The following is an 18,323-nucleotide window of genomic DNA, read 5'->3' as shown; positions in this document are numbered from 1 at the left end:
CCCTACTGGTAGGAAAACGTAATGCTGGCCAGCGCATTGGCCGAGCCGGGGACCAGCTCTCCGGTTCGGATGTACTGCGCCTGGAACGGCAGGGTGAGCGTTTGTGCTGCGGCAGTGCTCTGGATAAAAAACTGGCCTGTCGCGCCCGCTGCCGAGCTGTCCGGCCCCATCATCAGCGGGCCGGTGCCGTTGTAGAAAAATTGCACCCCAACGCCGGACGCCGTGGAGTCTCCGGTCAGCGTCACCACCGATGACGTATTTGACGGCGTGGTCTGATCGGTCATCACCGCGTGAACCGCCACGTTCGCGTCGCAGGTCAGGCCGACGGTAAACGTCCCCGATGGCGACGTGCTTCCCACCGTGGGCAGGGTACGAATATCAATGGTGCCCAGCGCCACGCTGGCGTTTTTACTGCCGACCGTGCACCCGCTGGCGGTCACCGTGATGGTGGTCGGGCTGATAATCACCCGCGCCGTTTTCGTCTCGTTGTTATAGGCGGTTAATACCGCGGCTTCGATGGTGGGGATTTGATAGACGCCGGATTTCAGGGCGGCACCGGTTTTAATGAAAGTGACCTTTGCCGACCAGCCCAGATCCTGGGCAAACCCACTGGTGCCCTCTGCCGGATAGCTTTGCGTGATACCGGTTTGCAGGGGGATGTATGTTGTACTCTTAAAATCCTTCAGTCCGATGATATATCCCACGCCCGGTACGCCGGTCTCAAAAATGGTGTAGTTCACGCCGTCGACGGTGACCGTTGCACCGCTCGTGATGGCGCTGCTGCTGGGCTGCAGCGTGCCTTTGTTGCAGGTAAAAATAAGCCCGCACCAGAACACCTGCTGTACGCTGGCGGTGGCGCTCCAGGTCGAGCCGATAATGCTGCCCGGCACAACCGAATCCGCCGGACCGCTGTAGGTCATCGGCTGAGGGGAGAGCGTAATGTCCGATTTCCAGTCCAGCGCCTGCACGCTGGCGCAGAAAAATAACCCGCTGATAAAAAACAGTAAACGCATCACAAATACTCCGTTGTCCAGGTGGCGAAGGCTGACACGTCCCCGGCGCTCACGGGTGCGCCGGTGGCCACCAGCTGCGCGTAGAAGGTCATCTGTACGCTGTCATCCCCCGCCGTTCCATACGCGGTGGTTTGCGTGTTGAGAGGAACGAGCACGTTCTCTTTGTCGAGGAGCTGCACCGCCACGCCGGTGGCACCGCCGTCGGCAATTTTTAGCAGCTGTGGATTAGTGTCATCCGGCGTGCCGCTGAAGCGAATTTTTACGCCTGCAAAAGTCGGCCCGCACGCTTCGAGCCTGAGCGTAAAGGGCGTTTTAATATTGCTTACGGCCCCGGCCCGGCTGAACTGCTTAATGCCGATGGTCCCCAGCGGCACGTTTTGCTCCTCAGAGCCCTCCGCTACCACGCAGGTATTGCCGATCAAATTGCCGGTGACGGAGACCAGCACGTCATAGCCGCGAACGGGAAGGGTGCAAACCAGCAGCAGCGTGATGCAGCCGATTCGAAGCATTACTGGCATACCACCTCCTGAGAATAGAGACCGATGCGGGCGTTATAGTTTTGCTTGCTTAACGCATAGGAAATGGCGCAGCGCTGGCCGCTGCCGCGACCCCACTCGGCGTTCAGCGTGCCCTTCGCGGGCAAACCGGAGAGATACAGGCTGCCGCCATCGCCAACGATGCCGCTGGTTTTGTCATCATCGAGCGAGACCAGCGTGCCGAAGGGGAGCACGTCGTTGCCGTGACGCACGATAAACATCGCTTTTGCCCCCCGGTGCGTGGTGAAGGTGGCGCGAACCAGGGCGCCGTCGGTAGGCGTTTTGTTGGCGATGGCATTTTCCAGCTCCACGTCGTTGCCGACGGTCGTTACGTCCAGCGCGACCTGGTTGACGCGGTATGGCGTGGCGTACGGGATCACCGCGTAGCCCCGGCTGTCCGTTTTGATGCCCTTGTGGTTAAGTACGGCGACGTTGCTGGCCCCCGGGGCTTTCACCAGAATATTTGTGTTCCCGAGCGGCTGGCTCAGCGTCAGGCCATCTTCATGCAGTACCGCGCCGCCGCTGATGCCGTAGCTGAGGTTGCGGGAGTCGCTGGCGTAGCTGTAGCCCAGGTTGTAGTCTCCCCACGCGCCTTCGTATTGCAGGTTGGCATCGCCGCCGTAGTGCTGCTGTGCGCTGTAGCGCTGGTTGACGCTATAGAACAAATTCTCCTGGCCCGGCAGGTAGCCGCTCACGCCCGTACTGGCGGTTGTGCCGGTTGAGTCCGCATGGGTTGTGGAAAAGCGCGCGCGGGTCGACAGCGCCGGGTTGCCCAGCGGGACCGAAATCGACATCGACAGGATGTTATCTTTCTTGTCGTCATACAGGCTCGAGCTCCGCTGGGCGCTGACGCCAAGCGACACATTACGAAACGTGGCGTTCCATGCAAACTGCAGGCTTTGCGTGGTTTTCGGCGTGTTCCAGTAGGTCTGCTGGTCCCAGGAGAGTGACAGCGAGCCGTATTGCCCCATCGGCTGCGACAGCAGCAGCTGGTTTTTTGCTTTGCGCGACATATGCAGGTTGTACACGGTGTCGTAATGGGTGGTCACGGTGCCATCGTCTTCCACAGTCTGCTTTGGCGCTCCGCCCGTCATCCCTTTGTAGGTGGTATCGCTGAGGGTATAAAACCCTTTCGTGGAGTAGCGCAGCGAGAAGAAGTTAACCCGCGTGCCGATATCGTTCAGCAGCTTGCTGTAGCGCAGGCGCACCGAATCACCGGTATAGTGCCGATCGTCCGCCAGCTGGCTGCGGGCGTGGGTCATGTCGATGGAGTAGGCGCCAAAGCGGCCAAGGTTCTGCCCAAACCCGAAGGCCAGGCCGTTATAGCGATCGGCAAACTGCGCCCCGCCGTAAAACGTGAGGCCGTATCGCCAGCCGTAGAACAGCTCGCCCTGCGCGAAAGCGGGCGCATCCTGGTTGCTCGTCGGACGGTATTTCCCTGCCCCCAGGGCATATTTCACCTGTCCGTTACGCACCAGGTTCGGCACGCTGGCAAAGGGAAGCGTGTATTGCGTTTTGCTGCCGTCGTTCTCCTGAATGGTGACCGCCAGATCGCCGCCCGAGGAGGTCGGGTAGAGATCTTTCAGCACAAACGCCCCCGGCGGAACGGAGGTTTGATAGATGATGTTGCCGTTCTGGCGAACCGTCACGGTGGCGTTGCTGCGCGCGATGCCGCGAACTTCAGGCGCGTAGCCGCTGAGGCTGGCGGGCAGCATGTTGTCATCGGTTTTCAGGGCGATGCCGCGCAGGCCCACGGAATCGAACACCTGCGCCGAGGTATACGTTTCCCCGGCGTAAACCTGCGCGCGCAGGGCGCGTATATCGCGCTGCAGCCAGGTTTGCACGTGGGTGAGTTCATTGCTGTCTTTGGTCCACGTGGTGAAATCACGCAGACGCCACGCGCCCAGGTTGACGCCGCTGTTAAGGCTCGCAAACAGCTGCTGTTCCCGCGTGCGCGTCTCGCCGCGATACTCATTGTTCGAGCCATTGACCACATAATTCAGCCACGCGGCAGGAATGCCCGTCTCCCAGCTTTCCGGGCTGATGTACCCGCGCGGCAAATTGCGCATCGCACTTTGCGGTACGGTGAAGCTCAGGGTGAGCGTCTTCTGGTCCAGATCAAACTGCGCATCCGCAAACGCCTTCGTTAAGAAGATGCAGCGTTGCGCCAGCGCCAGCGCGCCGCCCTTCGCCTGATGACTATCGATGCCCAGCGCGTCGAATTGCTCTGGCGTGAGGCAGGGCAGCGCTTCACCCGTGCCGTCTTCAGCAAGGCGGAACGTGACGTTACCTGTGAACGCGTAGCTGGTATTGATGTACACGTTGAGGTTGTAATCACCCGGCGGCAGCGCGCTCCCGGCGTTGACCCAGGCGAGATCGGCGCTGTTTGCGCTCTCGCCGTTGAGGAACGCGGGGTTAAAGCGCAATTCGCTTTCAGCAGCCACGGCTTGCCGAATCACCAGGGCGATCGCCGTGGCGCACAGGATTTTTATTTTCACGTGGTCACGCCTTACTGTTTTTATTAGTGGGATAACGACGCGCGCGTGGCGGGCGTCCATGCCCCGTAATCGTTAATGGTCTGATAGCTCATGCTGCCCGCATGGCTGAAGGTTTCGGCTAGCGTCACGCTGCTTTTCGGGGGCACCATCACCGGCTGCACCGGCATCCCGTCAATTTTCACGTTGATGGTGGTGAGGTAGTATGGCGTGGGGTTGCTGAGCGTGACCTTTCCGGCCCGGTAGGCACCGGCCAGTTTTTTCCACGCTTCTCCCGGGCTCTCACTGAGTCCCGCCGGGCGATAAAAGACCTTGATGCGGTTTGCCGACGCAAACTGCAGCGTATTTCCGGCGCCGCTTTTAGCCTGCTGTGGGATGGCTTTCACCGTCATCCAGTAGAGCGTCTCCCGATCCTCTGGCAGAGCTTTGCCGTTAAACATGATTTTCACCGCGCTTTCGCTGGCCGGTTTTATGACGTACAGCGGTGGTGTTATCACGAAGTCGTTGGTGCGTTCGCCTTTCTCGTTCTCCATCCAGGACTGGATCAGGAACGTGGCGTCGGGATGGGTGTTTCTCACCTGCATCATGGCCTGATTGGTGGCGCTGGAGTAGACCATTCGCGTTGCGCCCAATCCCACGCCACCGGCAGAGACGGCGGATGAACATAACGCGCCCGCCAGGCAAATCCATGTATTTACGCGCATAGTGCGTCTCCTTAACGCTAAGCCAGGCCCGGCCCGCAGACCGGGCCTGTAAATTACGAATAGGTCACGGTGTAGGTCGCGACGGCGCTGGCATCACCTGCGGTAGCGCTGCCCTTCGGCGAGTAATATTTCGCGCTGAAGTTCAGGGTGTTGGCACCCTTACGCAAAGGAATGGCCGCAGCAGGTTCACCCAGCTTCACCACGTTGCCCTGTTCGTCATAAAGGCGAATGGCCACGTTTTGCGCAGAGCTGGCGCTGCCGTTTGCCCCGACGGACAGGCTATTAACGTCGGAACCGTCCGGCGTTCCGCTGAAGGTGACCGCTACGGTTGTTGCGGCAATCGGGTTCTCTTCCGTTGAGGCCGAGGTATCGGCGATTTCACAATCTTCCAGGGTGATGGCAAAGGCTTTTGCCGTGCTGGCTTCACTGCCTGGGCTCGCCAGCGTCGCGGTACGCACTTCACCCATATCCACGTCAATGTTGGCGCTTCCTGCGCTGATGGCGCAGGCGGAGGTCACCACTTTGCCGCTAAAGTTCACCGTGCCGCCGCTGGTGCCGGCAGCCAGCGCCGTGCCTGCTGGCAGTAATGCAGCAATAGCGATCGCAAGCAGCGTTTTAGTATTGAATTGAGCTTTCATTGTCCTGATTCCATTATGTTGTTATGTCGAGATTTGCTCTGAAAGCAGCAGGTCTAACTGGTTAAAAAGACCAGCAAATCTGTCTTGTTCCTGAGCCCAAGTTTTCTTATCGCTGAGCTTTTTAACGCGCTGACACGACGGTAAGAAAGCTGCTCTGTTTCGGCGATGTAACGCATATCCAGACCCTTGCGGAGCTCCTTCAATACCCTCCATTCACCCGGCGTCAGCGATAACGCCGTGGGTTTCTTTGTTGGGCGATAACGGCTATCGACCATTTTTAATACGCTGGCTCGCCAGTGATAAAGCGGGTCCTGAAGCGAGATATAGGCGTCTATATCGCCACGTATCCACAGCCAGGAATTTGCCGGTGCGGAATACATGCAAATAAGTACGCCGGGATAGAGGACTTTCATCTTCCTGATATATTTCAGGCAATCATATCCCGCGTGATATTTCTCCGTGCCGGATAAGAAAATCACGTCTACCGGTTTTGCCGCGAGTATTGTTTCGATCTCCGCGTAATTATCGATCGATGCTGTAATCTGCATAGTCGGGGCAATGTTTTTTAATAACGCAGCGATCCCCTGGCGCGCAAAGTGATCCCCACCCAATAGTGCGATATTTAAATGACGTGTATTGTTGAGCTTATTCGCCATGTCATTCCCTCGATTTATAATTGTAATGAGACTCGTCCGGGCAGAACGATGCCTGTATTTTCGAAGCAATTAAGCATTGCACGGTGTGAGCCCACTATACCCAGGGCGTAAAAGAGGTAACCTGAATTAATCTTAATTTGTTTTAAGTGCAGTTTAGGTGTAGCGTCAATTTCTCCTCGCTGAACCGGCTTTTGCTTATCTGCCTGTAAATAATCATACCGATAGTTTTTATTGAAAAGTTAGCTTTAATAAATGTTTTGTAAGGAAATAGTCTGAGGACGTCATGCGAGGCGGGTGGTTACTGACGCTGGCTAACAGTTTAGTGCAGAAATTATTAATCAGGACGACAGCTTTCGAATGAGCCGTAATTTCGAAACCCGCTGACAGAGCGCGTCCTCTCTGCTTTTTGTTAAAAAAACAAATTAAGCACGCTGAATAATTCAGACAATGATGACTAAAGCGTTCAACGGGTGACTTTGTCGAGTTTTGTCAGTGTCAAGAGGGCTTTAAATGGCGGTTAAGAAAACTTCAGGCCAGTCAGATAAACAGAAAGGAAAAATAAGATTTTTCGCCAGGCGCCAGGATATACAGTTGCGCATTTATCCGTCACATTAATCCTTACACAGGCGAGGGATACGCAGGTTAACCATGAAGGGAATCAACTGGAGCAACAGGCGTTGACCGGAGGTATTTAGCCCATTCTATGCATAAGCATTACATTATTAATGGCCTGGTAGAGTTTCACCCAGCCGCCAGCACATTACGCAATCTCAACAATCCTGACCAGGTGGTGGTATTAAATTCCCCGGCGGGCCGCTGCTTGTTGTTATTAATTGAGAGAGTCGGAAGTATTGTGACCCAACAGGAGTGCATGGATATTGTCTGGCAGCGCCGGGGGATGCTGGTTTCGCCTAATACCTATTACCAGAACATTTCTATTCTGCGTAAAGGGCTGAAGAAGGTGGGGTTTGAAACCGATCCGATTGTCACTATCCCGCGCATTGGACTGACGCTCGCAAGCGATACGCAAATCACCATTAAAGAGACGCAGCCGCAGGCTGAAGAGGAAGGATGTGCTGCTCCGGATGTCTGCGAAGAGGCTGTCGCCCCGACTATCTCTGCACGCCGCTTCTGGCTGCCGGGCGCGCTGGTGGTATTGCTGGTACTGGCTGGTATGAGCGTTATCAGCCATAGCCTGCTGCATGACAGCTATTTCGTAGACGGATACCGCTTCGCGATGAAGATGGGCGAGTGTCAGCTCTATTTTTCTCGCGATATAGAAACGCAACGCGATCGGGATAAAGCCTTGTCCTATGCCACCCCGTTTAAGGACCAGTGCGCGAACTATCCCTGGATATATGTGAGCGGATACATCCTGCTGCCTCGCGCGTCGGTCATTCGTTGTGACAGGCCGATGACGGAACCCAACCGCTGTATGTCTGATTATTTTATAGAGGATCGCTAGTATGGTTCGCTATCGCCAAACGTTTATTGCGCTCTGTCTATGCCTGTTAATGGGAGCTGTCGTGGCGGCGTATTACCTCTGGCATCGCTATTACATCCAGCCTTTTGCCTGTCAGGTGAACTTTATCCAGCATCACCGTGATGAGACGCTCTCTCTGTGGCTGAATTACACCGTGGAGGGTAACAGCGGAATACTCAGTATGAATGGACGGGTGAAAAGTGACCCAGCGAAGACGTTGAACCGCAAAGTATTCTTTCAGATTGAGCGCAAAGACAGCGTCTATAATCTGACGTCCATACGCAATATGAAATTTCCGGATGACAACATCAGCGACAGCTGGCTGGAGAAGTACGAACCCTTATTTTTTATCTATCCGAATAAGAATATTTATATGCGCATTAAGAAACAGCAGAATGAGAATTATTTATTTATTCTGGGAACGCTACCGACCTATGTGTGCCACACGTCAAAAAACGGATAGCGACAGGGAGAAATGTTTTTAAGTTTTTGCGGGCATCATTTATGCTTGATTTAACAGCCAGGACCTATCTTAGTAAAATATAACAGCAACAATAATGTTGCGATAATGTAATTATTAATTCTTCGGCAAGTTAATGAAAACTTTAATTGATGATAGCGTCAGAATGACGCCTGCACGGAATAAATCCCTGCATATGGGTTTACTCCTGTGGCCCCATTTCTCTCTTTTGGCATATTCAGGATTGATAGAGGCGTTACGTATTGCATCCAGCGTCCAGAAGCGTAGTCAGAAAATACGCTTTAAACTCAGCCTGATAAGCACTTATTCCGACTTACCGGTAGTCAGCAGTTCGGGGCTCAGCGTGCGGCCAGAGGCCGCCCATGCGCCGCCCGGTGACTTTGACTATATTGCGGCGATCGGTGGAGGTCTGGAGCATCTTCACCAGGGACACCGTGGCGACAGAGCGTTTCTCACGGATGCTCATCACAGCAACGTTCCTCTGATAGGTATTGGTACCGGGAGCTTTATTCTGGCGGAGGAAGGCTTACTGAACGAGCGCCGCGCCTCGATCCATCCTCATCATCATGGCGTTTTCACGCAACGGTTCCCGCTGGTTTATGCTGAGCAAGGCCTCGATTTTATCGACGAAGGTGATGTGCTGACCTGCCCGGGTGGGATCTCAACGCTCACCCTGGCAACGGCGCTGATCCGCGCCCACGGGGGAGACGACATTGCGGCCATAACCTCCCGGCGTCTTTCACTTCCTCCACATGACGCCGCCACGCCACGGCCTGCGAATATCGCCATGATCCCTGATTCACGGCTGCGCAGGGCGGTGATGATTATCGAACAATATCTGACTTACCCGCTGAACGCCGCCAGGCTCGCCCAGGACGTTAGGCTGAGCGAACGTCAGCTCAACCGCCTGTTTCACGCCGAGTTTGGCAAAACGGCGCGGGAATTTATTCGCAGCGCCAGGCTGCGCTATGCCTGCTGGCTGCTAAAGAACTCTCAGCAAAGCGTCACGGATATTGCGCGACGGATGCGTTTTAGCGACTGCGCCCACTTTATTCGTCATTTTCAGGCCGAGTATGGCTGTACGCCGGGAGTATGGCGCACGTCGCAGAACTGATGTGCCGATTTCGTGCTTTCTTCGTAGGGTGTTACTGGCTCGCCTGGATAGACTTCCGTTAAAAGCCTAACGGAGGGAAGACGATATGAACTGGCAGCCTTTTCGCGGCGATGTACCGGAAAATATGACGATTTTCAGTGCGTCCTTTCCCGACGTCAGCGACCAGTGGCCGATGAAAGACGATGCTGCCCGTGAAATCGCCACCCTTGATCGCGCCCTGAAAGCCGAGCCAGCGCTCCGGCCCCCGCGGGTGGGATACGACGAAGGGGGGCAGGCCGTGCTTGTCCCCCAGAACCGCTATTCCGAACAGGCCTTCCGTAACCGTCCGGCGCTCGCCGCGTGGCGCACCCGGCTGGTGCCCTCCGCGCTGGCGCTGTTTGTGGTGCAAAACCCGCTGGAAGATCGCCTGCCTGACGGCACTAAAATGGACAGCGATAGCCGCCAGTGGTTTATCCACGCTAATGACGCGGTCGGCGTGCGCTCCCGCGCCCGCGTGCTGGCCGCGCTGGTGGAAAAGTACATTCATAATGAGAGCGAGAACAACTGGATCAGCCTCGCGAGCGGTGCCGCCATCCCGGTGCTGGAGGCGCTGCGCGAAGCAAAGCTCGACGGCCAGAAGGTGTATCTTACGCTGGTGGACAAAGACCCGGTGGCGCTCAGTTGGGCCGAAACCATGGCGGCGCAGGAGGGCATCGTGGTGGGCGAACAGCTGACCCTGCTCAGGCGCAACCTGCTCCATACGCTGGTGCGTAACGAGGACCTGCTGCTGGAGCTGGGCGAGCATCAGGCCGAACTTGTCGACGCGCTGGGGATTTTCGAATACTTCAACGACACCGACGCGGTGATTTTTCTCCAGCGCGCGCTGCGGCTGGCCAAGCCAGGTGGGGCGTTGATTGTGTCGAACATGCTCAACAGCAGCCCGCAGATTGATTTTGTGCTGCGGGGCATCGGCTGGGAGGATATTTACCCGAGGTCGTTACAGCAGCTGAAGGATATACACCTCGCGGCGGGCGTGCCGGTGGAAAACGTCACCGTGGTAGTGCCGAAGGACGGGGTGTACGCGGTGATGGAGATTAGGGTAGGGTATGAAAAACCGCACGTTCAGTTCCCTCTCCCCGTGGGAGAGGGTTAGGGTGAGGGTGGACAGAGCGCAAGGAGTGACTTGAATTAACGTTCTAAACCGCACATGATCCCCCCATGAAAATAGAAACCGCACACCCCAAACACTTCGAACGTCTGGTCGCGATCTGGGAATCCTCCGTCCGCGCCACCCATCACTTTTTACAGGAAAGCGATATTGTGGCGCTGCGCCCGCTATTGCTTAACGCCTATCTGCCTAACCTTAAGGTCGTGATTGCTCGCGATGACGCAGGCGTTATTCACGGCTTTTTAGGCGTGGATGAAAATCGCATTGAAATGCTGTTTGTTGACGACGCGAGCCGGGGGAAGGGTGTCGGGAAATTGCTGCTGCAACACGCCATCGCAGCGTTCGGTGCGAACGAGGTGGATGTGAATGAGCAGAATCCGCAGGGCGTCGCGTTTTATCGCCATATGGGGTTTGAGCAGGTCGGACGCTCGGAACTGGACGGGCAGGGGAATCCGTTTCCGTTGCTGCATATGCGGTTGTGTGAGTATAAATAATCAGTAGATAAATTTAAACGTTAGCGTAATTTCTGAGAAATATAATTTCACTCTTGTCATTCATTAAAAAAATAATTGTATTAAGTTACGGTGATATTAATATAGCTCTCGCAAAAGGAGAGCGCAAATGAGCGATGGAATAAAAATTGGCGGAGTGCGACTGCTAACGCTCGGTGAAATTAACCTTGCTAAAACGCTTTATGGTTTAAGTATTCGTTATAATGAAGTTTGGATTCATCGGGGAAGTTATTTGCCCTTCAATATGCAGAACTTCAGAACCGCAATGACGCCAAATGGTGAGATTTACTTCATGGAAGGCACGTATGAAAACGACTTTTCCATGTCCCATCAAAGAATGTCTCGTATCGTCGGAGCACATCTTTTTCTGCATGAAATGATGCATGTCTGGCAGCATCAGCACGGTATGATGGTACGCCTTCGTGGAGCATTCTCATGGGCTGTCGACTATTCTTACCATTTAGATAAACATCACTTGCTTGATTACGGTCTCGAGCAACAAGCCTCTATCGTCAGTGATTTCTGGCTGCTCAATACCTATGGGTTTGACCCCCGCAGTAACCTGTATAAACTCATCGATTACGACCCATCGGAACCAAAACAGGATCTCCTCAGGCGGTATGAAGCTGTTTTAGGAGACTTTCCACAGTGAAACTAAAAATTCTATTCATTCCAATTATCTCAATGTTGACCGGTTGTCCGGGTGAAAACCTGAATATTCCTGAGCAGCGAACTATCATGATAAATGGCAATCATTTTTGTTTTAGTGTTGATGAAAAAGATATATTGAGTGGGTATTCAATTTCGTCTAGGCAACATGGTGTTTATAGAGAAATTGCTGCCGCCGAATTTCAAGGTCGTTCTTATCCAGATAGTTGTATTGAGATCGCCCTGCCACCTGGCTATGCCTATGAAATGTCTTATACCTTGAATGAGCGAAATTATTACTATCCATTTTTCAAGGATAATGACGGCAGAGTTATAAATTATCATTAAGAGGAAAATCAATGTCATTACCCGCATACATGTTTCTTTATGATGAAAATGGAAACCCGATCAAAGGCAGTTGCAACGTTTCGGGCAGAGAAGGCGCGATTGAGATTCTTAACAGCAATTACCACATCCATCAGGTTTGCAGCGCCAGTACGGGCAATCTTATGGGGGCCAGAGAACATGGGGCATTTACTATCCATAAGCAGATCGACAAAACGTCCCCTTTCTTTGCTGATGCCTTGTGTCAAAGCAAAAGGCTACATAAAGCTGTTATCCATTACTATGATGTGAACGAAGCAGGATTCGAATTCGAGGTGTACCATATAACGCTGGATAGTATCGTGATTATGTCTGTCGATGCTGCACATACCTGGGTTCCAGGGGCGCCTGGTCATAATATGATGGAAAGTATCGGGATCCGTTACAGCGGTATCGAGTGGTTTTATCTGGAAGGGCATATTAAATATGAGGATCACTGGAATAAGGTGCCTCAGGGAGGCCGTTATTGAAGATTGGATCCCTCTCCCTATAGGGAGGGATTAAATGATTTAGTTAGCGCACTGAACTTAATAATCCTAAAGAGCAGTTATGTTCTTTTTGATAAAAGAATGTATAAGCCTACGATTGTAACAAAAATCCATATTAAATTCATTGCGGTTTTTTCTTGTAGCCATGTTACGGCAAACAAAGCAAAAATTATGACACATAATAATGGTACTAAGCCTCGAAGAATGAAGAGAATTTGTTCTTTTAACCAGAGCTTGATACTATTCATTACAGTCCACTTTTAGTATGGCCATCTTAAATGTTCTCATAATTTTTACCTCGTATTTTATATGGTGAATTTTCCAAAATAAAAATTATCCGTCTATGTTGGTCTCATTAAAAAGCTTAATATGCGAAGTGAAATTAAACTGTGATTGGCCTTGCAAAACCTCCAGCAATAAATGCGATAAAATATTAACAATTAGTGCAATGAATATTTTCTATCTATCAATAGATAGAAAGAATGTGTGAAAAATTATTGAAAAATAAAAAGTCTTTCATGTAGGGCGACATCTCATATGTCGCCTCCCTCTTTTTAAAAGATTAATCCAACTCACTTGTAGTATGTCAGAATCAACCGCTAAGCCAGGTGGCTTGTATTTGATTTTGCAAGGCGCTTTCCAGGACGTGGAGTTTGGATCGCTGCAAGCGCATTCTCAATCTTGATGAGCTTTGCCTTCGCCCGTTTATAATCATCCTGCAACCGCTGCTCCTGCTCGTTATACGCCACCAGAACGATGCATTCTTTCATGACCTTTACCGTGACCTGCTGTCCGGTATCAAAACCCGCCGTGCGCAGCCACTTGCCGGAAAGGATGATTTTCGGCGTGGATTTGTCGAAAACATTCGGGCGGTACCCCACAATTAACGAATGCTCGGTTCCGGATTGGTCGGTGTCTGGGGTAGAATGCGAATCAGCTATAATCAACATCTTGATAGTTGGTAAGGTTAGCTCTCGTCTGGTATTGCGAGTACCTGGCGAGAGTGTTTCATTTTGAGGTTTTCGTATGTTAAGGTACGTACATGTCAACAGCTAAACGCGACCCTAATAAATCTAAATCCGAAAAAGCACCAACTTTTCAGATTCGAATTACACCGGAGTTGAAGGCACAGTTTGAGGCTGCTGCGAAGGCTGAGGGAATGAGTTTAGTAAATTGGCTTAAAACTCTAGGACGTCAAGAACTAATTCGTTTAGGTCATAAGCCATTTTCAGGTGATGATATTTAGTTTTTATTTTTATCTTGTTTGCCAGTTAATTCGACCTTAATGGGATTATCTCCTGTAAGGAGAGAGGCTAAACCTTTTCTTATTTTAATTTGATCAAGATTCATATCACCATGCGCAGTGGGAGAATATATGGCGTTCTGCAAATGGACCTTGTCAAAGTCATATCCAATATCATTTGCCATCTCATAAAGCAAGTTCAAAAAAAGTTGATTGCTTTTTTGATTCCATAATTCTGCCCCAGATTCCGTTAGGGGTACGGTTGAACAAAGGTGAGCGAAATATTCCTTCCAAGCTAATGTGACTTTTTTTTCTGAATCAGAACGCTTTACTTTTCCGCGATTTATATCTCCATAAAAGGCTAAGTCAATCATATTTAATGCTTGAACATGCTCAGGGAGTAAACGAGATGAAATAGCTCGAGTAGCCATAAGTTGCGAGAATATTTTAACTTTTATTGTTTGTTTTTCTGATTTCTTCTCTAAATATTTTTGTACTCTAACAGCTATTAATGGGCTAAAAAGGGTAGCAAAGACAGTAGCGATAGCTAGAACTAAATTCATTTTTTATTCTCTCTAGTCAAAAATTAATTTAAGAGAATAATAGACGATGTTTATTTACGTGAGTAGGGTATATTTTTGGCGGAAGATCACAGGAGTCGAACCTGCCCGGGAACGCTGGCGCCCCCAACTGGATTTGAAGTCCAGCCACCTCACCGGAGATGACGATCTTCCGCGCCTGCATTGCTACATGGAGGCGGGGCGCATTATAGCTACTTTCAGGCATTTACCACATCCCCCCGCACACTTTTTTCACCTCTCTTTTGACCTGTACACCCCTGTTTCAGTTAATTCTTAAGAAAATCCTCAGGTTAGCCTTTCGTGCTCTCCGACATTTACCGCGATCACAAAAAACAAGAAACGTAATCTGCTAACCAGAAAACGCAATACCCGCCTTTGAAACAATGGTTTAAAACCAATGCAACCGGTCTCAGCGCCCCCTACAGCGTGAAGGATAAAAAAAGATGAGCGAAGTATTGTCAGTAAAAGAGAAGATTGGCTACGGCATGGGAGACGCCGCCAGCCACATCATTTTTGATAACGTCATGTTATACATGATGTTTTTCTACACCGATATTTTCGGCATTCCCGCCGGGTTTGTCGGCACCATGTTCCTGCTGGCGCGCGCGCTGGATGCGATCTCCGACCCGTGCATGGGGCTGATTGCCGACCGCACCCGCAGCCGCTGGGGCAAGTTCCGTCCGTGGATTTTGTTCGGCGCCATCCCGTTCGGCATCGTCTGCGTGCTGGCCTACACCACGCCGGACCTTAGCCTCAACGGCAAAATGGTTTACGCCGCGGTGACCTACACGCTGCTGACCCTGCTCTATACCGTGGTCAACATTCCCTACTGCGCGCTGGGCGGCGTGATCACCAACGACCCGACGCAGCGTATCTCCCTTCAGTCCTGGCGCTTCGTGCTGGCGACGGCGGGCGGCATGCTCTCCACGGTGCTGATGATGCCGCTGGTGAACCTGATTGGCGGCGACGATAAGGCATTCGGCTTCCAGGGCGGGATCGCCGTGCTGTCGGTGGTCGCGTTCCTGATGCTGGCGTTCTGCTTCTTCACCACCAAAGAGCGCATCCAGGTGCCGCCGAGCACCACCTCCATGCGGGAAGATCTGCGTGATATCTGGCAAAACGACCAGTGGCGCATCGTCGGCGTGCTCACCATCCTCAACATCCTCGCCGTCTGCGTGCGCGGCGGCGCGATGATGTACTACTGCACCTGGATCATGGGCTCGCCGGAGGTGTTCGTCGCCTTCCTCACCACCTACTGCGTCGGCAACCTGATTGGCTCCGCGCTGGCGAAACCGCTCACCGACTGGAAGTGCAAGGTCAGCATCTTCTGGTGGACCAACGCCGCGCTGGCGGTGGTCAGCGTGGCGATGTTCTTCGTCCCGATGCATGCCACGGTGCTGATGTTCGGCTTCATCTTCGTCATCGGCGTATTGCACCAGCTGGTGACGCCGATTCAGTGGGTGATGATGTCCGATACCGTCGACTACGGCGAATGGACCAACGGCAAGCGCCTGACCGGCATCAGCTTTGCGGGCACGCTGTTCGTGCTGAAGCTCGGCCTGGCGCTGGGCGGGGCGATGATCGGCTGGATGCTGGCAGGCGGCGGCTACGACGCGGCAGCCAAAACCCAGAACAGCGCGACCATCAGCATCATCATCGGCCTGTTTACCCTGGCCCCGGCGGTCTGCTACGTGCTGAGCGCCATTATCGCCAAACGCTACTACACGCTGAAAACCCCCTTCCTGACCAAAATCCTGGGCGAGCTGGCGCAGGGCGCGCGCCGCAATCAGCAGGAGTTTGAAAACCTGCCGGTCAGCAAAGAATTGCAGAACTAAGAGGACGAAAGCATGAAAATCAGTGATGGAAACTGGCTCATTCAACCGGGCCTGAACGTGATGTATCCGGTTCAGGTGTTCGACGTGGAGCAGCAGGGCAACGATCTGGTGGTGTTTGTTGCGCCGCGCGACGTGCGCGAACGCACCTGGCAGCTCGACACGTTGATGTTCACGGTGCGCCTGTTTTCCCCGCAGGAAGGCATAGTTGGGGTGCGCATCGAGCACTTCCAGGGCGCGCTGAATAACGGCCCGCACTATCCGCTGAACGTTCTGAAGGATGTAAAGGTTGAGATTGAAAACAACGCCGATTTTGCCGAGCTGAAAAGCGGCAGCGTCAGCGTGCGCGTCACCAAAGGCGAGTTCTGGGCGCTGGATTTCCTGCGCAACGGCCAGCGCATTACCGGCAGCCAGCTGAAAAACAACGGCTACGTACAGGACAGCAATACCGATCGCAATTACGTATTCGAGCGGCTGGATCTCGGCGTGGGGGAAACGGTCTACGGCCTGGGCGAGCGCTTTACCGCGCTGGTGCGCAACGGCCAGACGGTCGAGACCTGGAACCGCGACGGGGGCACCAGCACCGAGCAGTCCTACAAAAATATCCCGTTCTATCTGACCAACCGCGGCTACGGCGTGCTGGTGAATCACCCGGAAAACGTCTCGTTTGAAGTGGGCTCCGAGAAGGTTTCCAAAGTGCAGTTCAGCGTGGAAGGGGAGTATCTCGAGTACTTCGTGATCGACGGCCCGACGCCGAAAGAGGTGCTCAACCGCTATACGCAGTTCACCGGGCGTCCGGCGCTGCCGCCTGCCTGGTCGTTCGGCCTGTGGCTTACCACCTCGTTCACCACCAACTATGACGAAGCGACGGTAAACAGCTTTATCGACGGCATGGCCGAGCGCGACCTGCCGCTGCACGTGTTCCACTTCGACTGCTTCTGGATGAAGGCCTTCCAGTGGTGCGACTTCGAGTGGGACCCGGTGACCTTCCCGGACCCGGAAGGGATGATCCGCCGCCTGAAGGAGAAAGGGCTCAAAGTCTGCGTGTGGATTAACCCGTACATCGGCCAGAAGTCGCCGGTCTTCCGTGAACTAAAAGAGAAGGGCTACCTGCTCAAGCGCCCGGATGGCTCCCTGTGGCAGTGGGACAAATGGCAGCCGGGTCTGGCGATTTACGACTTCACCAATCTGGACGCGTGCCGGTGGTATGCCGACAAGCTGAAAGGCCTGGTGGCGATAGGCGTCGACTGCTTCAAGACCGACTTCGGCGAGCGTATCCCGACGGACGTGCAGTGGTTCGACGGGTCCGATCCGCAGAAGATGCACAACCACTACGCCTACATCTATAACGAGCTGGTGTGGAACGTGCTGAAAGAGACGGTGGGTGAGGAAGAGGCGGTGCTGTTTGCCCGTTCGGCGTCCGTCGGCGCGCAGCAGTTCCCGGTGCACTGGGGCGGCGACTGCTACGCCAACTATGAGTCGATGGCCGAAAGCCTGCGCGGCGGGCTTTCGATTGGCCTGTCCGGCTTCGGGTTCTGGAGCCACGATATCGGCGGGTTTGAAAACACCGCCCCGGCGCATGTCTACAAACGCTGGTGCGCGTTCGGGCTGTTCTCCAGCCACAGCCGCCTGCACGGCAGCAAATCCTACCGCGTGCCGTGGGCGTACGATGACGAGTCCTGCGACGTGGTGCGTCACTTCACGCAGCTCAAATGTCAGCTGATGCCGTACCTGTACCGTCAGGCGGCGCTGGCCCGCGAGTTTGGCATGCCGATGCTGCGCGCGATGATGCTGGAGTTCCCGGACGATCCGGCGTGCGATTACCTCGACCGCCAGTACATGCTGGGGGATGCGGTTATGGTCGCGCCGGTGTTCTCCGAGGCGGGGGACGTGCAGTTCTACCTGCCGGAAGGCCGCTGGACGCACCTGTGGCACAACGACGAAATTCAGGGCAGCCGCTGGCATAAGCAGCGGCATGATTTCATGAGCCTGCCGGTCTACGTGCGCGACAACACCCTGCTGGCGCTGGGCAACAATAACCAGAAGCCGGACTACGCGTGGAACGAGGGGACGGCTTTCCAGCTGTTTAACCTGGACGACGGCGCAACGGCGGCGAGCGAAGTGCCTGCGGCGGACGGCTCCGTGGCGTTTACGTTGAAGGCGTCACGTCGGGGCGACATCGTGACCTTTACCGGTGAGGGATACGCGAAAAACTGGTCGGTGTGCTTGCGCAACGTGCAGAAGGTGAGCGGCGTCAAGGGCGGCTCGCACGCGGGCAGCGAGTGGGGCGTAGTGGTGAAAGCCGAGGGGGATGAGGTGGTGGTTCACCTTTAATTCCCCTCACCCTAACCCTCTCCCCAAAGGGGCG

The 18,323-nt window shown here is 53.8% G+C and carries 19 protein-coding genes and 1 tRNA gene; 11 read left to right on the top strand and 9 right to left on the bottom strand.

Features of this window, described 5'->3' with window-relative positions; genetic code table 11:
* Positions 1-2: 2 nt before the first annotated feature.
* The 6 genes from UTO39_RS11915 to UTO39_RS11890 are packed head-to-tail and all read right to left on the bottom strand — an operon-like array spanning position 3 to position 6,042.
* Entirely contained in the window at positions 3-1,013 is a 1,011-nt protein-coding gene (locus UTO39_RS11915; RefSeq protein WP_320727235.1) for a fimbrial protein, read from the bottom strand.
* Positions 1,013-1,531, bottom strand: coding sequence for a fimbrial protein (locus UTO39_RS11910; RefSeq protein ID WP_320727234.1), 519 nt, complete (start codon positions 1,529-1,531; stop codon positions 1,013-1,015). Before UTO39_RS11910 ends, UTO39_RS11915 begins: the two co-directional genes overlap by 1 nt.
* Positions 1,522-4,047 (bottom strand): fimbria/pilus outer membrane usher protein, encoded by a 2,526-nt coding sequence (locus UTO39_RS11905; RefSeq protein WP_320727233.1) that lies wholly within the window; start codon positions 4,045-4,047, stop codon positions 1,522-1,524. Before UTO39_RS11905 ends, UTO39_RS11910 begins: the two co-directional genes overlap by 10 nt.
* 23 nt (positions 4,048-4,070) lie before the next feature.
* A complete protein-coding gene (locus UTO39_RS11900; protein WP_151412322.1) occupies positions 4,071-4,748 on the bottom strand; it encodes a fimbria/pilus periplasmic chaperone in 678 nt (225 codons plus the stop codon).
* 53 nt (positions 4,749-4,801) lie between these two features.
* Positions 4,802-5,386 (bottom strand): fimbrial protein, encoded by a 585-nt coding sequence (locus UTO39_RS11895; protein WP_061096656.1) that lies wholly within the window; start codon positions 5,384-5,386, stop codon positions 4,802-4,804.
* A gap of 53 nt (positions 5,387-5,439) precedes the next feature.
* Positions 5,440-6,042 carry a LuxR C-terminal-related transcriptional regulator gene (locus UTO39_RS11890; RefSeq protein ID WP_151412324.1) on the bottom strand — a complete coding sequence of 201 codons (603 nt, stop codon included), beginning with the start codon at positions 6,040-6,042 and terminating at the stop codon, positions 5,440-5,442.
* 703 nt (positions 6,043-6,745) lie between these two features.
* Here UTO39_RS11890 and UTO39_RS11885 point away from each other — a divergent pair.
* The 8 genes from UTO39_RS11885 (at position 6,746) to UTO39_RS11850 (ending at position 12,281) form a co-directional block, all read left to right on the top strand.
* Positions 6,746-7,507 (top strand): winged helix-turn-helix domain-containing protein, encoded by a 762-nt coding sequence (locus tag UTO39_RS11885; protein WP_061096654.1) that lies wholly within the window; start codon positions 6,746-6,748, stop codon positions 7,505-7,507.
* A 1-nt stretch (position 7,508) separates the two neighbouring features.
* A complete protein-coding gene (locus UTO39_RS11880) occupies positions 7,509-7,988 on the top strand; it encodes a hypothetical protein (RefSeq protein WP_320727232.1) in 480 nt (159 codons plus the stop codon).
* A gap of 193 nt (positions 7,989-8,181) precedes the next feature.
* Entirely contained in the window at positions 8,182-9,120 is a 939-nt protein-coding gene (locus UTO39_RS11875; protein WP_320727289.1) for a helix-turn-helix domain-containing protein, read from the top strand.
* 85 nt (positions 9,121-9,205) lie between these two features.
* A complete protein-coding gene (locus UTO39_RS11870; protein ID WP_320727231.1) occupies positions 9,206-10,252 on the top strand; it encodes a class I SAM-dependent methyltransferase in 1,047 nt (348 codons plus the stop codon).
* Positions 10,253-10,317: 65 nt separating this feature from the next.
* Positions 10,318-10,761, top strand: coding sequence for an acetyltransferase (locus tag UTO39_RS11865; protein ID WP_320727230.1), 444 nt, complete (start codon positions 10,318-10,320; stop codon positions 10,759-10,761).
* 127 nt (positions 10,762-10,888) lie between these two features.
* Positions 10,889-11,431, top strand: coding sequence for a type IV secretion protein Rhs (locus UTO39_RS11860; RefSeq protein WP_320727229.1), 543 nt, complete (start codon positions 10,889-10,891; stop codon positions 11,429-11,431).
* Complete coding sequence (locus tag UTO39_RS11855; protein ID WP_320727228.1) at positions 11,428-11,775, top strand: putative T6SS immunity periplasmic lipoprotein; 348 nt, start codon at positions 11,428-11,430, stop codon at positions 11,773-11,775. Before UTO39_RS11860 ends, UTO39_RS11855 begins: the two co-directional genes overlap by 4 nt.
* A gap of 11 nt (positions 11,776-11,786) precedes the next feature.
* The gene (locus tag UTO39_RS11850; protein ID WP_320727227.1) at positions 11,787-12,281 is read left to right on the top strand and encodes a type VI secretion system tube protein TssD; all 495 of its coding nucleotides are present in this window, start codon (positions 11,787-11,789) and stop codon (positions 12,279-12,281) included.
* A gap of 617 nt (positions 12,282-12,898) precedes the next feature.
* Here the strand turns inward: UTO39_RS11850 and UTO39_RS11845 are convergent.
* The gene (locus tag UTO39_RS11845; protein WP_320727288.1) at positions 12,899-13,240 is read right to left on the bottom strand and encodes a SymE family type I addiction module toxin; all 342 of its coding nucleotides are present in this window, start codon (positions 13,238-13,240) and stop codon (positions 12,899-12,901) included.
* 101 nt (positions 13,241-13,341) lie between these two features.
* On the opposite strand from UTO39_RS11845, the gene UTO39_RS11840 reads away from it, so the two are divergent.
* Positions 13,342-13,545, top strand: a complete 204-nt coding sequence (locus UTO39_RS11840) for a toxin-antitoxin system HicB family antitoxin (protein WP_320727226.1) — start codon at positions 13,342-13,344, stop codon at positions 13,543-13,545.
* Here UTO39_RS11840 and UTO39_RS11835 read toward each other — a convergent pair.
* Together UTO39_RS11835 and UTO39_RS11830 are read right to left on the bottom strand one after the other, a co-directional pair.
* Positions 13,542-14,105 (bottom strand): DUF6680 family protein, encoded by a 564-nt coding sequence (locus UTO39_RS11835; RefSeq protein WP_320727225.1) that lies wholly within the window; start codon positions 14,103-14,105, stop codon positions 13,542-13,544. The two genes, UTO39_RS11840 and UTO39_RS11835, sit on opposite strands and share 4 nt — an antisense overlap.
* 76 nt (positions 14,106-14,181) lie before the next feature.
* Positions 14,182-14,276 (bottom strand) — tRNA-Sec (locus tag UTO39_RS11830).
* A gap of 290 nt (positions 14,277-14,566) precedes the next feature.
* Between UTO39_RS11830 and UTO39_RS11825 the strand changes: the two genes are divergently transcribed.
* Positions 14,567-15,958: a glycoside-pentoside-hexuronide family transporter gene (locus tag UTO39_RS11825; protein ID WP_006812442.1), complete on the top strand. Its 1,392-nt coding sequence runs from the start codon at positions 14,567-14,569 to the stop codon at positions 15,956-15,958.
* A 12-nt stretch (positions 15,959-15,970) separates the two neighbouring features.
* Positions 15,971-18,289, top strand: coding sequence for an alpha-xylosidase (gene yicI / locus UTO39_RS11820; protein WP_320727224.1), 2,319 nt, complete (start codon positions 15,971-15,973; stop codon positions 18,287-18,289).
* Positions 18,290-18,323: the final 34 nt, after the last annotated feature.

This window comes from Enterobacter sp. 118C5 (genome assembly GCF_034107645.1).
GTDB lineage: Bacteria > Pseudomonadota > Gammaproteobacteria > Enterobacterales > Enterobacteriaceae > Enterobacter > Enterobacter nematophilus.
This window is presented reverse-complemented; position numbering and strand designations above follow the sequence as displayed.

Bases quoted from the DNA above. Each gene is read 5' to 3' on its own strand.
- UTO39_RS11915 (WP_320727235.1), bottom strand. From the start codon at position 1,013: ATGCGTTTACTGTTTTTTATCAGCGGGTTATTTTTCTGCGCCAGCGTG.
- UTO39_RS11910 (WP_320727234.1), bottom strand. From the start codon at position 1,531: ATGCCAGTAATGCTTCGAATCGGCTGCATCACGCTGCTGCTGGTTTGC.
- UTO39_RS11900 (WP_151412322.1), bottom strand. From the start codon at position 4,748: ATGCGCGTAAATACATGGATTTGCCTGGCGGGCGCGTTATGTTCATCC.
- UTO39_RS11895 (WP_061096656.1), bottom strand. From the start codon at position 5,386: ATGAAAGCTCAATTCAATACTAAAACGCTGCTTGCGATCGCTATTGCT.
- UTO39_RS11890 (WP_151412324.1), bottom strand. From the start codon at position 6,042: ATGGCGAATAAGCTCAACAATACACGTCATTTAAATATCGCACTATTG.
- UTO39_RS11885 (WP_061096654.1), top strand. From the start codon at position 6,746: ATGCATAAGCATTACATTATTAATGGCCTGGTAGAGTTTCACCCAGCC.
- UTO39_RS11880 (WP_320727232.1), top strand. From the start codon at position 7,509: ATGGTTCGCTATCGCCAAACGTTTATTGCGCTCTGTCTATGCCTGTTA.
- UTO39_RS11875 (WP_320727289.1), top strand. From the start codon at position 8,182: ATGGGTTTACTCCTGTGGCCCCATTTCTCTCTTTTGGCATATTCAGGA.
- UTO39_RS11870 (WP_320727231.1), top strand. From the start codon at position 9,206: ATGAACTGGCAGCCTTTTCGCGGCGATGTACCGGAAAATATGACGATT.
- UTO39_RS11865 (WP_320727230.1), top strand. From the start codon at position 10,318: ATGAAAATAGAAACCGCACACCCCAAACACTTCGAACGTCTGGTCGCG.
- UTO39_RS11860 (WP_320727229.1), top strand. From the start codon at position 10,889: ATGAGCGATGGAATAAAAATTGGCGGAGTGCGACTGCTAACGCTCGGT.
- UTO39_RS11850 (WP_320727227.1), top strand. From the start codon at position 11,787: ATGTCATTACCCGCATACATGTTTCTTTATGATGAAAATGGAAACCCG.
- UTO39_RS11840 (WP_320727226.1), top strand. From the start codon at position 13,342: ATGTCAACAGCTAAACGCGACCCTAATAAATCTAAATCCGAAAAAGCA.
- UTO39_RS11835 (WP_320727225.1), bottom strand. From the start codon at position 14,105: ATGAATTTAGTTCTAGCTATCGCTACTGTCTTTGCTACCCTTTTTAGC.
- UTO39_RS11825 (WP_006812442.1), top strand. From the start codon at position 14,567: ATGAGCGAAGTATTGTCAGTAAAAGAGAAGATTGGCTACGGCATGGGA.
- yicI (WP_320727224.1), top strand. From the start codon at position 15,971: ATGAAAATCAGTGATGGAAACTGGCTCATTCAACCGGGCCTGAACGTG.